Genomic DNA, 13,439 nt, shown 5'->3' on the forward strand with positions numbered 1-13,439 from the left:
GGACTTCCCGTGACCACGACCTCCGCCAGGCCCGCGCCGTCGGTCCCCCCGGGTCCGCCGCTGCGCGCCGGGGCCAGGCTGTTCAAGCAGCTCGCCACGGACCGGCTCGCCCTCATGTCCGAGGCCGCCCGCGACTACGGCGACGCGGTGAAGATCACGATCGGGCCGAAGACCCTGTACTTCTTCAACCATCCCGACCACGCCAGGCACGTCCTGGCCGACAACGCCGCCAACTACCACAAGGGCATCGGCCTCGTGCAGGCCCGCCGCGCCATCGGCGACGGCCTGCTCACCAGCGAGGGCGCGCTGTGGAAGGAGCAGCGCAACGTGATCCGGCCGGTGTTCCGGCACCAGCGGATCAGCGCCCAGGCCGACGTCATCACCGAGGAGGCCGAGGCGCTCGCCGCGCGCCTCGCCGCGCACGCCGGGGGACCCCCCGTCGACGTCGTCGCCGAGCTGACCGGGCTGACCCTCGGCGTCCTCGGCAGGACCCTCCTCGACGCCGACCTCGGCAGGTTCACCGGGATCGCGCACGCCTTCGAGGCCGTCCAGGACCAGGCGATGTTCGAGATGGTGACGCTCGGGGCCGTGCCCATGTGGGTGCCGCTCCCGCACCAGCTCAGGTTCCGCAAAGCGCGGCGCGAGCTCGACCGGGTCGTCGCGACCCTGGTCGCCGAGCGGCGTGCGGCGATGGGGGAGGACGACGTCGTCTCCCGGCTGATCAGGTCGGTCGACCGGGAGGCCGACCCGGCCGTCGCCAGGACCCGGCTGCGCGACGAGCTCGTCACGCTGCTGCTGGCCGGGCACGAGACGACGGCGTCGACGCTCGGGTGGGCGTTCCACCTGCTCGACCGGCACCCCGACGTCGCCGACCGGGTGCGCGACGAGGTGGCGTCGGTCGTCGGGGACGGGCCGGTCAGGTTCGCGCACCTGCACGGGCTCGCCTACACCGTCCAGGTGCTCCAGGAGGTCATGCGGCTTTACCCGCCGGTGTGGATTCTGCCGAGGCAGGCGCAGGCGGCCGACGTCGTCGGCGGCTACGGGGTGCCCGCCGGGGCCGACGTGGTGATCTGCCCCTTCACCCTGCACCGGCACCCGGCGTTCTGGCCCGACCCCGAGCGGTTCGACCCCGGCAGGTTCGACGGGTCGGCGGAAGGGCGGCCGAAGTTCGCGCACCTGCCGTTCGGCGCGGGGCCGAGGTTCTGCGTCGGCAACAGCCTCGGCATGGTCGAGGCGACGATCGTGCTCGCCACCGTCGTGCGGTCGCTGCGGCTCGCGGCACCGGCCGGGGCGAGCCCGACGCCCGAGCCGATGCTGTCACTGCGGGTGCGCGGCGGCCTTTCCATGCGGGTCTCCCGGCGTTGAATCGCGCAAGCGAAAGGGCCCGGCTGAGCCGGGCCCTTTCTTGTGCGTTCGTGGTGGTCGGGTCACGCGGCGAACCTCTCGGCGAGGGCGCGCAGGTCCTGTAGGGCGAGCAGGACCGGCGGGTCGAAGCGGTGCCTCGGCCGCAGCCTGACGTCCGCGCGCAGCGTCGTGGTGCCGGGCCGGACGGTCAGCGGACCCGTGCTGCCGATGTGCTGGACGCCGGTCGCGGTCTCGGCCTGCGCCATCAGGTACCAGGAGCCGAGCGGGACGTCGCGCAGCACGAACGGGCCAGGCCGGTCGAGCACCGCGCAGCGCACCGGTCCGCCCTGCTGGATCGGGCCGGGGAACAGCCCGGCGAAGACCGGCCGGTCGGTTGGCTCCGACTCCACGGTCCCGGAGACCGAGGCACGGGCTCCGGCCCCGACGAGCGCGGGCTGCTTCGCCGGGACGGGCGCGAACCTGAGCCGTCGCCGGTAGTCGGTGGGCGAGACCCCGACGCTGCTCTTGAAGCGCGAGGAGAACGTGCCGACGCTCGAGTAGCCGACCCGCACGCTGATCTCGGTCACCGGATAGGGCGTCTCGCTGAGCAGCCGCTTGGCCTCCTCGAGCCGCATCGCGGAAAGGAAACGTCCGGGAGAAAGTCCGGTAACACGCTGGAAAACTCGCGAGAAATGGAATTTGCTGAACAGGGCGGCCCGCGCCATATCGTCGATCTTCAGCTCATCGCCGAGCCTTTCCTGCATGGCCTCGATGGCTCTGAGCACGGCCATCTCGATCTCACTCTGCATCACTCCGCCTTTCCGTCTCGGCAGAAATCGACCTCCACTCCGGATTACACGCCAATGTCCGCCCCCTTGGCTTCCGTGCCCGACAGCCCGAGAACCGGTACGGCAATCCAGGACAAATCAATGACGTTGGGTGATCATCCGGTCGCGGAGAACTTCCCAAAACGGCCCAAAGTGCTATGAAGTCCGGCGTGTCCTTGCCGGTTTCCGGTGCGGCGGCGGCCGCCGGGGCGCGGTCGGCGAGCACTGGAGAAGAAGCCCGCGGTGAACGGCGAAGGCGACGATTGAGGGGTCTTCGTCACCGACCGCGGGAGCACCCCATGGCGGCATTGGATCTTGGATCGGAGCAGGTCGAGACGCTCGAGGCGTTCGCGGACACGATTCTTCCCGGCGCGCGGCGCGGCCCTGACGACCGTGCCGTCGCGGGGGTGGCGGAGGGGGGCGGGGCCGTCGCCGCAGGCGCGCTGGAACTGCTCTCCTGGGACGCGACGGGGGTCACCGGCTGGCTGCCCGGCCTCGCCGACACCCTCAACGACCACGCGCGGGCCTACGCGGCCGAACACGGGCTCGCCGAGGGGCGGCCCGCGTTCGTCGGGCTCGCATACGCCGACCGGCGCGCGCTCGTCGGCCGGCTCACCACGCCCGACCACCCGGAGAAGGCGTTCTGGGTGAGCCTCGCGCTGTTCTGCAACATGGCGTTCGACTCCGCGGCGCACCTGAACACCGCCGCGGCGCTCGCGGCCGGGCATCCCGGCCTCGTCGCGATGGGGATCGCGCCGCCGGACGCCGACGGGCGCTGGCGCTTCCCCGACTTCGGCTACGGGCGCGAGCTCGCCCGCCTCCACCCGTCGACCACGGCATCAGGGAGCCCGGAATGAGCGTTGAGTCGACCGACGTCCTGGTGATCGGCAGCGGGTTCGGCGGCGCGATCACCGCATACCACCTCGCGGCGGGCGGTGCGAAGGTGGTGATCCTGGAACGCGGGCCGTGGCTGACCGCCGAGGACTTCGACCACGACTTCAAACTCGGCTCGTCCTACACCCGCATCTTCGACTTCACCGTCGGCGACGGCATGAGCGTCCTGGGCGGCAACTGCGTCGGCGGCGGCAGCATGGTCTACTTCGCCGCGCTGCCGCGCGCGCCGAAGTTCGTCTTCGAACGGCGGATGTGGCCGCGCGCCATCACCCGCTCGGCCCTCGACCCCTGGTACGACAGGGTCGCCGAGTCGATCCCCGTCAGCCTCCAGGGCTGGTCGGACGTCAGCTACGCGGGCGGCCTGTGGGCGGCGGCCTGCGACCACGCGGGCCGCACCGCCAACCCGGTGCCGGTCGGCGTCGACAACGACCGCTGCGTGAACTGCAACTGGATGATGGCCGGCTGCCACTTCGACGCCAAACGCACCCTCCAGACCAACTACCTGCCCGCCGCGCTCGCCCACGGCGCGCAGATACGGCCGCTGCACGAGGTGCAGTACCTGACCCGCCTGGACGACGGCGGCTACCGCGTCCACTACACGCACGTTGACGACGAGGACTACCGGATCGAGGCGGGGACCGGCGTGATCGACGCCAAGATCGTCGTCGTGGCGGCCGGGGCCGGGGCGACGCCCGTCATCCTGCAGCGCAGCGAGCCGCACCTCGGGCGGATGCCGCACGGCGTCGGCAGGTACTTCTCCGGCAACGGCGAGCGCCTGAACACCGCGGTGCTCGACGAGGACAAGGTCCGCGACGTCCTCGGCCTCACCCGTCCCGACGGCTCGGCCTACCTCGCCAACCAGATCGGCAAGGGCCCGACCGTGGCGAACTGGGACAAGCTCGACGGCTCGCTGCCCGAGCACTCGCGCTACTCCCTCGAGCAGCTGTACTTCCCGCCCGGCCTCGGCACGATCCTCGCCCAGGTCCCCGGCATGGCGGAGCCCGCGTGGTTCGGCCCGGAGAAGAAGGAGATGCTGCGGCGCTGGCGCTCCTGGCTGATCATCTTCCAGATGGTCGAGGACGACAACGAGGGCGTCTTCGGGCCGCCGCCCGCGCGCGGCAACGCCGACCGCGTTTCCCAGCAGATGCTCGGCGTCGGCAGGCTGCGCTACAACCCGACGGCCAACACGCTGCGCGCCTGGGCCGAGGCCGACGCCGAGGTCAAGGACATCCTGGAACGCGACGGCCTCGCCGAGGTCGCCGCCTGGACCAACGACCTCGTCGGCGCGTACACCGTCCACCCGCTGGCGTCATGCCGGATCGGCGACGACCCCGCCACCTCCGCCCTTGACGACCGGCACGAGTTGCGCGGCCACCCCGGCATCTTCGTCACCGACGGGTCGGCCGTGCCGTCGCCGCTCACCGTGAACCCTGCGATGACGATCTCGGCGCTGGCCGAGCGGGCCGTGCCCGGCATCGTCGCGGCGGCGAAGGCGCGCGGCGTCGAGGTCTCCTACGGCGCGCCCGCTCCCGGCGGCGCGACCTCGGGCCGCACCGGCGTGCTGCCGCTGCTGCCCGCGCTCACCCGCAAGTAGCCGAGTCCCCCCGGAGGTCTCCGTGCCTGGAAAACTGCTGTCGTTCGCGCTCAACCGCACCCTGCGGGAGATCCGGCACGTGACGCCGGTGCCCCCGGCCCGCGCGACCGGGCAGGTCGCCGAGGTCTACGCGGACTCCACCGCCCGCTTCGGCATGCTCGCCCCACCCGTCGCACTGCACTCGCCCGCCCCGGTCCCGCTCGCCGCGGCCTGGCTCCTGCTGCGCGAGACACTCGTGAACCCGAGCAGCACACCCCGCGCCCTGAAGGAAGAGGTGGCCGAAGCCATCTCCACCACCAACTCCTGCCCCTACTGCGTCTCCGTCCACACCCTCATGCACACCGCCTTCACCTCCGCAGAGGCCGAGACGGACCGCACGCCGGGCGACCCGAGGGGCCACGCGCCGGGCGACGCGGTGGGCGACGCGGCGGGGGCCGAGACGGGCCGTACGCCGGGCGACTCGAGGGGCCACGTGGCGGGCGACGCGGTGGGGGGCGAGGCGGGCGTGGGGGCGGTGGCGGCTTGGGTGCGTGGGGCGGGTCCGCCGCCGGGGGCGGACCTCGCCGAGCTCCTCGGGGTCGCGTTCACGTTCCACTACCTCAACCGCATGGTCAGCGTGTTCCTGCCGGACTCGCCGCTCCCGTCCGAGGTCCCGTCCTTCGCGCACGGCATGATGCGCGGCATCCTGGCCCGGCTCGCGGTGCGGGCGTCCCCGTCGCCCGGCGGCCCGGCGCTGCTGCCCGAGGCGGAGCACCCCGCCGACCTCGTCTGGGCGGCCCCCGCACCACGCGTGGCCGACGCCGTCGCACGCGCCGTCCGGGCCGTCGGAGCCGAGGCCGAGACAGTCCTGTCCCCGGAGGCCCGCGCCCTGGTCGAAGACCAGATCGCGCTACGCGACGCCCCCCCGATGCCCCGCTCCTGGGCCGCCGAGGCGGTCGCCCAACTCCCCCCGACCGAGCGCCCCGCAGCCCGCCTCGCCCTCCTCATCGCCCTGGACGCCCCCCGCGTCACCCCCGCCGACGTCACCGCCCCCGCCCTCCCCGACCACCACCTCATCACCCTCGCCTCCTGGTCCTCCCTGACCGCCGCCCGCCACCACACAACCCTCCTCGCCACCACACCCGAACCAACCCGACCACACCCACAAACCACCACCTGACCCCGACACCGCCCCCCACCGAGCCAAATTCACCACAGACCCCGACATAAGCACAAACCTCCTAATTCAGCCTGGTTCCAGGTCCCGTTACCGTCCGCCGAAAAGCGGGCTTCCTTGACAGCCGCGCAGACGGTGATCTTCGGAGTGATGTGCGGCGATCGCGGCTGATCGTGTGTGCGTTCCTTGCCTTTAGTGAGCGGGGCGTGAATTCTGTTCAAAGGGAAGGCGACGGAATTTGATAGGCTTGGTACGGTCCGGTCATGGAGTATTCAGACCTGGCGCAGGCAGCCCAAGCGATCATGAAGGAACGAGGTTGGACGCAGGCGCAACTTGGGGAAGCGCTGGGACGCACGCCGTCGTGGGCGTCCCTTGTGGCCAGTGGGAAGAATGATGTGGGGTTCAGCCGCCTTGCGAAGATGCTCGGCCGCGTAGGATACGAACTAGTCATACGACGCAAACCGGACGAGGCTGAAGTGAAGCGACGTGCGTTTTTGGCCAGTGCCGCGACTGTGGCGCTCGTGCCAAGTGCCAACGGTAATCCGTATCGGGATCCGGAATACGTTCAGGCGCTCAGTCAGAGGATTGGGGCGAACCTCTACGGCTCGGGTGGGCTCACGGCCGTCGAAGAGGCCGCCAAGCACCTGCGGCGTGTCAAACTGACCGCCGCCGACGTCAAGGACACTCGATTTCTGAGCGCCGCGTCATCTCTTGCGCGGCATGTCTCTCTCGTGGAGTACGACGCCCGCCGCCTTCCGCAGGCGAAGGAAGCGGGCAAGCTCGCCGTTGTTTTCGCACGGGCGGCAGATGACCACACGGGACAGATCGGAGCGCTCAATGAGCTCAGCATGTTCGGCGCATACGAGGGCGACGGGCTGAACAGTCATCTTTATGCACGCCAGGCCCTGACGATCCCCGATGTGACCCCGGAAGAAGAAGCAGCGGCACATGTCAACTTCGGCCGGTCCCTCGGGTTGCTCAACGAGAAGCGGAATTCGGCTCTGCACCTTGACCGCGCACGTGAGATCGGCGAGGGCCTCGACCACTTCCAACGGCTGAATTTGATCGGGAACGTGGGCGTCGCCCTGCACGACCAGGCTGCCTGGGAGCCCGCACAGAATGCCTTCCAGGAGGCCGTGAACGGCCTTGCGCCATCGTCACCATGGCTCGCCGCCAACCTGATGGCCCGTCAGGTCCAAGGGGCGCTGAAGGCTTCGCAGCCTCTCTTGGCCGCCGACCTGATGGAGTCGTTGGGACGTCTCGCGCCGTTGGTGTCGTCGGCCCGCCTCGACACCTACCTCCACGAAATCGGCACCCTCTCAGCACCATGGAAGCACACCCCCGAGGTCAAGACCATGCGGGACCAACTAAAGGTCCTGCTTCTGTGACCGGGTGGCCGCGTTTGTTGGGGAGGCGGATGTGTGTTTGTTGTGAACCCCCTCCCGGGTGGGAGGGGGCTCGGGAGGGCGCGGGGGGTTAGGTGGGGTGGTAGGTCTTGATTAGGGTGCCTGTGGTGTAGGGGTGGGAGGTGATTAGGGAGAGGTTGAGGGGGGAGGTGAAGAGGGGGGTGCCGGTGCCTAGGACGACCGGGGGTTGGATTAGGCGGTATTCGTCGATGAGGTTGGCGGCGGCCAGGGACTGGGCGAAGGAGGCGCCGCCGGGGATGTAGAGGTCGCCGCCTGGTTTGGATTTGAGACGGGTGATTTCGGCCGTGGGGTCGGTGGCGAGTCTTGAGTTCGGCCACACCGGGTTCGGGAGTTCGGTGAGGGTGTGGGAGAAGACTAGTTTTTCTGAGGCGTTCATGACGCCGGCTAGTTCCTCGGTGGCGGTCGGCCAGTATCCGGCCTGCTCCAGGTAGGCGACGCGGCCGAGGAGCTGGACGTCGACCTTCGACAGCGACTTGTTGATCCAGGTGCGGATCTCGTCATCGAGGTTCGGGAAGATCCAGGACAGGTCGCCGTCGGGGCCCGCGACATAGCCGTCGAGCGAGGTGACCATCTGGAGGATGACCTTGCGCATGCAAGCCTCTCAGGTGAGGGGGGCGTCGGGGTCGGCGACCCCGGCGGTGAGCGCCGCGGCGAAGGCCGACGCGAGGCGCTCGGCCGTCTCAGCGGTGTACAGATTGGCGTTGTAGGCGATGTTGCCGAAGATCCGGCCCGCCGGGTCCATGTCGAGCGTCAACAGGGCCCCGTCGGGGATGTCGGTGCCGTCGGCCTGCGGAAGGAGCCGCTCGCGGATCTCAGCGTAGGTGAGGTCGCCGACCTTCGTGCCGTAAAGCGCCTCGGAGAACTGCCATGCCTGGAACGCGCACGCCGCCTTGTCGTCCTCGGCCATCGGCCCCATCAGCTCGGGGGCCTCGGAGACGACCCGCGCGAAGGGCAGCTCGTTGGAGTAGGCATCAAGGCACGTCGTCCTGACCCGCGCGAGCGCCTCCCGGAACGTCGTGACGCCGGACAGGTCGGTGCGCAGCGGCACGAAGTTGAAGAACGGCCCGACGGTGTTGTCGAACCGCGGTTCGGTGCGGCCCGACGTCAGCGTGGGGATGGCGATGTCGGTGGCGTCGAGCAGCCCGGCGAGCGCCACCTTGTAGGCGGTCAGCGCCACCATGAACGCCGACGACCTGGTCGCCTCGGCGAGCGCCATCGTCGCCGCCGTCGTCTCGCGGGACAGCGCGAACCTGTGCACCGGGCTTGAGCGGGGCAGCTCCGCCGAGCGGAGGTGGTCGGTCGGGACGGTCAGCATCCGCGCCCCGGCGAGCTTCTCACGCCAGTACTCCTGCGACATCTCGGTCAGCTCGGCGTCCTCCCCGTCGATCTGCCACCGCACGTATTCGGCGTAGGAGGCGGCGTCGGGAAGGTCGGCGGGGAAGCCGGAGCGCAGGGCGTAGAGGGCGGCGATGTCGCGCATGAGGAGCTGCATCGACCAGCCGTCGCCCGCGGTGTGGTGGACGACGAGGACGATGACGCCGTCGGTGGCGTCGAACCTCCCGTAGAAGACGCGCAGGTGCGGGATCGTGGCGCTGTCGTACGTCCCGGCCTCGATGTCGCCGCAGAACTCCTCGGCGACGCGGGCGCGGTCCTCGCCGGGGGTGCCGTCGAGGGAGACGACGGTCAGGCCCGCGGGCGACGGGTCGGCGAACGTCTGGTGCCCGTCGCCTTCCCGGACGATTGTCGCGCGGAGCGTGTCGTGCCTGGCGACGACGTCGGTGAGCGCGTCGCGCAGCACCGCAGGGTCGAGGGGGCCGCCGACCCGCCAGCCGACGACGATGTTGTACCTGCCGCCGAACGGCCCGGCGGCGTCGCCCTGGTCGAAGATCCGCAGGAAGTTCTGGGTGTGCGAGAGCGGGATGCGCGCGCCCGTCGCGGGCGAGTCGGCCTGGAGGGTCATCTGGCCTCTCCTTCTCCAAAAAAGACTGCTGCTGATCGACGCTATCGAGGCAAGTGCCCGTCGCCTTTCTCCGAGAATGCCTTTCCCGGAAAAATCAGCATCGGAAGACCGCGGGATTTACGCGGCGGCCGTCACCGTGCCCGCCCTGTGCAGTTCGACCGCCTCGTAGAGCGCCCTGATGTTGCCGCCGCCGAAGGTCCGCGCGCCGAGCCGTTCGATCAGCTCGAAGAACAGCGTCTCGCGCGGGTGGGCGGTGCGGGTGAAGATCTGGAAGAGCTGCCCGTCGTGGTCGGCGTCGGCGAGGATCGACAGCCGCCGCAGGTCGGTGAGCGGGTGCCTGCCGACGTCGAGCCTGTCGTGCAGCAGCCGGTAGTACTCCGCGGGCGTCTCCAGGAACTCCACGCCGCGCTCCCGGCAGCGCAGGACCGCGTTGACGATGTCGGCCGTGGTGAACGCGACGTGCTGGACGCCGGGGCCGCCGTGCCGCTCGAGGAACGCGTCGATCTGTCCGGGTTCGCGTGACGTGTCCGGCTCGATCAGCGTGAACGTCACGCCGTGGTTCTGGATCGCCTTGGTCTCGATGGCCTGCCCGCCGACGGTGATCCGCTCGGTGAAGACGAGGTCGAACCCGAGCGTCCTGCCGTACCGCTCGATCGCGGGCCGCATGCCGCCCGCCGGGACGCACACCGCGAAGTGGTCGACCAACTCAAGGTCGCCGGGCTCACCGGGCTGCGGCGTCGGCGCACGCCGGGTGAAGGTGTGCGCGACGTCGCCGAACCCCTCGATCGTCCCGGGGCGCACCGGCGTCGCCCCGCGCGCGACGGCCTCCCGGTAGGCGGCCCCCGGGTCGGCGACGGCCAGGGCGATGTCCGCGACGCCCTCGCCGTGCCGGTCCAGGTAGGCGGTGCCGGGGTGGTCGGCCGACCCCGGCTCGGTGAGCAGGAGGCGCACCCCGCCCCTGCCGAGCATGACCGACCTGGCCCCCGGCTCGGCGGCGCGCGACAGCTCGGCGAGCCCGTACCCGGCGTACCGCGCGGCGGCCTCGGCGAGGTCGGCGGTGTAGATCCTTATGTGGTCGACCGAGAGTGCGTCGAAAGCGCCCATTCCCTTTTTCCTTTCCCAAAGGCTTCGTCACCGTGGATTCTGCTTCAGAAAAGGCGGGGAACGGGCGCTGGAAATTGTCAGGTAACTGCCGTCGGACTGCCGGATGGTGTCAGGGCGCGACATCCCCCGCGAAAAGCCCTTCCGGGTCGACGCGCGCGCGCACCGCCGCCGCCCGCGCGGCGTCCCGCGCGGACATGTGCCGCTGCGGCTGGTCCCTGTCCTCCACGAACGACGGCACGGTCAGGCCGGTGTCCCACGGCGTCAGCGCCGCCCGCACCCTGGCGAGCTGGGCGCGGATCTGCGCGGGGGTCAGCACGAACGGGGCCGCCGAACCCGCGTACGAATAGCGCGCGGGCACCGCGCTGAGCGCGCCCCCCGAGGGATCGGGGACGGCGAAGGCCCCGCCGAGCTGCCGCAGCCCCGCCGCGATCAGCCCCGACCCCGACCCCTCCCCGGCGACGCCGAGGAAGGCGTCGACGCCCTCGGTGCCGAGTTCCGACAGCAGCATGTGGTCGCCGATGATCGGCACCGGGTCGTCGGGGTCGCCGTGCGCGAGCAGGACGGCTTCCGGCGTCGTCGTCTCCCAGGAGTCCACGACGGGGACGGCGATCTCGCGCAGCGGCCCGAGCAGCTCGGCGGCGATCCGCTCCGCGCCCTCCCGGTCGTCGCCCTCGGCGAGGACAGCGCCGTCCACCACCAGGGTGGTCCGGCCCGCGAGCGGCGGCGGCACCTGCGGATGCTCGGGCAGGTTCATGATCCGCGCCGACGTCGTGACGGCGTCCGGCGCGGTCAGCGTCCACTCCCGCCACGCCCTGAGCAGCGCGGGCGCGTGCGCCCCCGGCCAGTAGGCGGCCCCGGTGACGACTGTCGTCGCCGGATACAGCGCGACCTCGACCGCGGTGACGACGCCCAGGCCGCCTCCGCCGCCGCGCAGCGCCCAGAACAGGTCGGGGTCGGCTTCGGCGTCGGCCCGCACGAGGGAGCCGTCGGCGGTGACGAGCTCGACGGCCCGGACGCTGTTGACGCCGAGGCCGAGCGCCCGTCCGTAGAAGCTGAGCCCGCCCCGCAGCAGGTACCCGACGACCCCGACATGGGCCGACGACCCGTGCGGCGCGGTGAGTCCGTGCGGCGCGGCGGCCCGCACGACGTCGCCCCAGCAGGCCCCGGCGGGGACCCTGGCGATCCGCCGTGCCGTGTCGATCTCGACGTCGCCGTCGAGCGCGGTGCGGATGAGCAGCGACCCGTCGACGGCCGGCACCGAGGCGCTCGCGTGCCCGGTGGAGTGCACCCGCACGCCGAGCCCGGACGCCTTGGCCGCGCCGATCGCGGCGGCGACGTCGGCGACGGTCCGCGCGGTGACGGCGGCGGCGGGGTGCAGCGGCCCGGCGAGGTTGAAGACCTCGGTGGCCGCCGCGTACTCGGGGGTCCCCGGCAGTGCGAGGGAGGCTACGGCGCTCATGGTCACTCCGGCTTCTCTGCGGTGACGACGACGAACGTGCCGGGTGTCCAGCGGTGCCTGACGCGCAGGCCGGCGTCGGCGAGCCAGCCGTCGATCTCGGCGGGCTCGAACAGCTTCAGGCCGCCGTCGTGCTGCGGGAACCTGTGCGAGCGCTGGAAGTACGCGGCGACCGGGTCGGGCGAGGCGCGGAAGGTGAGGAAGCAGAACACGCCGCCCGGCTTCAGGCACCGCGCGGCCTCCCGGACGGCCGCCGCCGCGTGCTCGGGGAACGCCTGGAGCGCGTTCCAGCACAGCACCGCGCCGAGCGAGGCGTCGGCGACCGGCAGGTCGGCCGCGCTCGCCAGCACCGCGGGCAGTTCGGGCAGCCGCACCCGCAGCGCGGTGAGCATCGGCGGGTTCAGGTCGAGCGGGATGACCCGCTCGGGGCCGACGGCGTCGGCGAGCACCTCGGTCCACCGGCCCGCGCCCGCCGCCATGTCGAGGACGGGTCCGTCGACCGGCGCGATGTGCTCGGCGATGTAGGCGTCCTCCACCTCGGGGGTGACGGAGTCGCCGAAGTCCGAGCCCGACATGCGCAGGAAGTTCGGCCGCGCGTAGGACTCGTAGAACAGTCCCATGCTGGGCATCTCGGCGAGCTTGAACTGGAAGTCCTTGGCGTCGTCGGGGACCGGCGCGGTCAGGTCGAGGACGCCGCCGCCCATCGGGTAGCGGGTGCCGTCTGCCGCGCACGTCGCGCTCTCGGCGGTGAACTCCAGGGGACCGCCGCAGCCCGGGCAGCGCAGCGCGGCGCTGTGCCGGGCGAAGATCGCCGGGTCGGGGGTGCCGGGCAGCGGCAGGGTCGCGCGGTCGGGCAGCTCCGGCATGGGCAGGTCGGCGACCTCGCTGTCGTTCAAGACCGCCCAGTACGCCTTCGCGCCGGTGCTGCCGAAGACCGTGCGGGTGTCGTCATGCCAGAACGCGCTGACCTGCTCGGGGCTCAGCGCGTCGATCCAGGCCCGGTCGAACGCCTTCTCCCGCTCGTCCATCGTCCAGACGGCGGGGGAGGGGAACACCCTGCCGAGCGACACCCCGACGGGGTCGAGTGCCTGGAGCGCGCGGTCGAGACGCGACATGTCGTCCGCGGCGAGGTCGAGCGGCGCGACCGCCTGGAGCACCCGCTCCCGCAGGACGGGGAAGTGCGCGAGCAGGTAGCGGACGGCGAGGGACAGCGGACCGTTGCGCGGGGCGGACGCGAGCAGCGTGAAGTACAGGTCGGTCTCGGCGAGCACCGCCGCCGAGACCGGCCCGGCTTCCGGGTACTCGGCCTCGGCGAGCAGCCCGAGCAGGATCGCCAGATGGCCCCTGCCGCGCGCGTCGGCCCCGCGCATCCTGGCGGTCAGCAGCGGCACCGCGGGCAGCGCGGCGTCGGTGAGCGCGCCGTCGTCCCACAGCGCGGCGGTCAGCGCGTGGAACGCGGGCCCGGACGCGCCGGGCGGCGCGGCGAGCAGCGCGTCGAGCAGTTCGGTGACAGGCGGGGCGGTGACGGGCGGACCGGTGACGACGGTCATGGGGCGTCCCTTCGTCGGTTGGCATCCGCTCAAGCCTTGTCGGGCCTGGCCCCGCGGGCTTCTTCTGGCCTGCGCCTTCCCGCGCAGTTCTCAAGAAGCCAGGCCGGCGCGGCGCGACGGACACTGC

General features: G+C 71.6%; 12 protein-coding genes. 6 read left to right on the forward strand and 6 right to left on the reverse strand.

Features of this window, described 5'->3' with window-relative positions; translation table 11 throughout:
- Positions 1–9 precede the first annotated feature (9 nt).
- The gene (locus R9X44_RS17625) at positions 10–1,365 is read left to right on the forward strand and encodes a cytochrome P450 (RefSeq protein WP_319815271.1); all 1,356 of its coding nucleotides are present in this window, start codon (positions 10–12) and stop codon (positions 1,363–1,365) included.
- Between the two features lie 62 nt (positions 1,366–1,427).
- On the opposite strand, the gene R9X44_RS17630 is transcribed toward R9X44_RS17625, so the two are convergent.
- Positions 1,428–2,153, reverse strand: coding sequence for an AraC family transcriptional regulator (locus R9X44_RS17630; protein ID WP_319815272.1), 726 nt, complete (start codon positions 2,151–2,153; stop codon positions 1,428–1,430).
- On the opposite strand from R9X44_RS17630, the gene R9X44_RS17635 reads away from it, so the two are divergent.
- From R9X44_RS17635 to R9X44_RS17655, 5 genes are all read left to right on the forward strand, one after another.
- On the forward strand, positions 2,037–2,333 hold the full coding sequence (locus tag R9X44_RS17635; protein ID WP_319815356.1) for a hypothetical protein: 297 nt from the start codon (positions 2,037–2,039) through the stop codon (positions 2,331–2,333). The two genes, R9X44_RS17630 and R9X44_RS17635, sit on opposite strands and share 117 nt — an antisense overlap.
- 137 nt (positions 2,334–2,470) lie before the next feature.
- Positions 2,471–3,028, forward strand: a complete 558-nt coding sequence (locus R9X44_RS17640; RefSeq protein ID WP_319815273.1) for a DUF5987 family protein — start codon at positions 2,471–2,473, stop codon at positions 3,026–3,028.
- Positions 3,025–4,659 carry a GMC family oxidoreductase gene (locus R9X44_RS17645; RefSeq protein ID WP_319815274.1) on the forward strand — a complete coding sequence of 545 codons (1,635 nt, stop codon included), beginning with the start codon at positions 3,025–3,027 and terminating at the stop codon, positions 4,657–4,659. The genes R9X44_RS17640 and R9X44_RS17645 overlap by 4 nt, the downstream gene beginning before the upstream one ends.
- A gap of 22 nt (positions 4,660–4,681) precedes the next feature.
- The gene (locus R9X44_RS17650) at positions 4,682–5,818 is read left to right on the forward strand and encodes a carboxymuconolactone decarboxylase family protein (RefSeq protein ID WP_319815275.1); all 1,137 of its coding nucleotides are present in this window, start codon (positions 4,682–4,684) and stop codon (positions 5,816–5,818) included.
- A gap of 260 nt (positions 5,819–6,078) precedes the next feature.
- On the forward strand, positions 6,079–7,203 hold the full coding sequence (locus tag R9X44_RS17655) for a hypothetical protein (protein WP_319815276.1): 1,125 nt from the start codon (positions 6,079–6,081) through the stop codon (positions 7,201–7,203).
- 88 nt (positions 7,204–7,291) lie between these two features.
- Here R9X44_RS17655 and R9X44_RS17660 read toward each other — a convergent pair whose 3' ends face one another.
- The 5 genes from R9X44_RS17660 to R9X44_RS17680 all read right to left on the reverse strand — a co-directional run bounded on the left by R9X44_RS17660 (position 7,292) and on the right by R9X44_RS17680 (position 13,312).
- Positions 7,292–7,834: a dihydrofolate reductase family protein gene (locus R9X44_RS17660; RefSeq protein ID WP_319815277.1), complete on the reverse strand. Its 543-nt coding sequence runs from the start codon at positions 7,832–7,834 to the stop codon at positions 7,292–7,294.
- Positions 7,835–7,843: 9 nt separating this feature from the next.
- Positions 7,844–9,202 (reverse strand): condensation domain-containing protein, encoded by a 1,359-nt coding sequence (locus R9X44_RS17665; RefSeq protein WP_319815278.1) that lies wholly within the window; start codon positions 9,200–9,202, stop codon positions 7,844–7,846.
- Positions 9,203–9,319: 117 nt separating this feature from the next.
- The gene (locus R9X44_RS17670; protein WP_319815279.1) at positions 9,320–10,306 is read right to left on the reverse strand and encodes a VOC family protein; all 987 of its coding nucleotides are present in this window, start codon (positions 10,304–10,306) and stop codon (positions 9,320–9,322) included.
- A 109-nt stretch (positions 10,307–10,415) separates the two neighbouring features.
- The gene (locus R9X44_RS17675; protein ID WP_319815280.1) at positions 10,416–11,765 is read right to left on the reverse strand and encodes an FAD-binding oxidoreductase; all 1,350 of its coding nucleotides are present in this window, start codon (positions 11,763–11,765) and stop codon (positions 10,416–10,418) included.
- A gap of 2 nt (positions 11,766–11,767) precedes the next feature.
- Positions 11,768–13,312, reverse strand: coding sequence for a class I SAM-dependent methyltransferase (locus R9X44_RS17680; protein ID WP_319815281.1), 1,545 nt, complete (start codon positions 13,310–13,312; stop codon positions 11,768–11,770).
- Positions 13,313–13,439: the final 127 nt, after the last annotated feature.

The organism is Actinocorallia sp. A-T 12471, from assembly GCF_033875155.1.
Classification (GTDB): Bacteria; Actinomycetota; Actinomycetes; order Streptosporangiales; family Streptosporangiaceae; genus Actinocorallia.

What these genes read in the sequence shown, in the direction of transcription:
- R9X44_RS17665 (WP_319815278.1), bottom strand. Translation starts at nt 9,202, where the DNA reads ATGACCCTCCAGGCCGACTCGCCCGCGACGGGCGCGCGCATCCCGCTC.
- R9X44_RS17675 (WP_319815280.1), bottom strand. Translation starts at nt 11,765, where the DNA reads ATGAGCGCCGTAGCCTCCCTCGCACTGCCGGGGACCCCCGAGTACGCG.
- R9X44_RS17680 (WP_319815281.1), bottom strand. Translation starts at nt 13,312, where the DNA reads ATGACCGTCGTCACCGGTCCGCCCGTCACCGCCCCGCCTGTCACCGAA.
- R9X44_RS17630 (WP_319815272.1), bottom strand. Translation starts at nt 2,153, where the DNA reads ATGCAGAGTGAGATCGAGATGGCCGTGCTCAGAGCCATCGAGGCCATG.
- R9X44_RS17640 (WP_319815273.1), top strand. Translation starts at nt 2,471, where the DNA reads ATGGCGGCATTGGATCTTGGATCGGAGCAGGTCGAGACGCTCGAGGCG.
- R9X44_RS17655 (WP_319815276.1), top strand. Translation starts at nt 6,079, where the DNA reads ATGGAGTATTCAGACCTGGCGCAGGCAGCCCAAGCGATCATGAAGGAA.
- R9X44_RS17645 (WP_319815274.1), top strand. Translation starts at nt 3,025, where the DNA reads ATGAGCGTTGAGTCGACCGACGTCCTGGTGATCGGCAGCGGGTTCGGC.
- R9X44_RS17670 (WP_319815279.1), bottom strand. Translation starts at nt 10,306, where the DNA reads ATGGGCGCTTTCGACGCACTCTCGGTCGACCACATAAGGATCTACACC.
- R9X44_RS17635 (WP_319815356.1), top strand. Translation starts at nt 2,037, where the DNA reads ATGGAATTTGCTGAACAGGGCGGCCCGCGCCATATCGTCGATCTTCAG.
- R9X44_RS17660 (WP_319815277.1), bottom strand. Translation starts at nt 7,834, where the DNA reads ATGCGCAAGGTCATCCTCCAGATGGTCACCTCGCTCGACGGCTATGTC.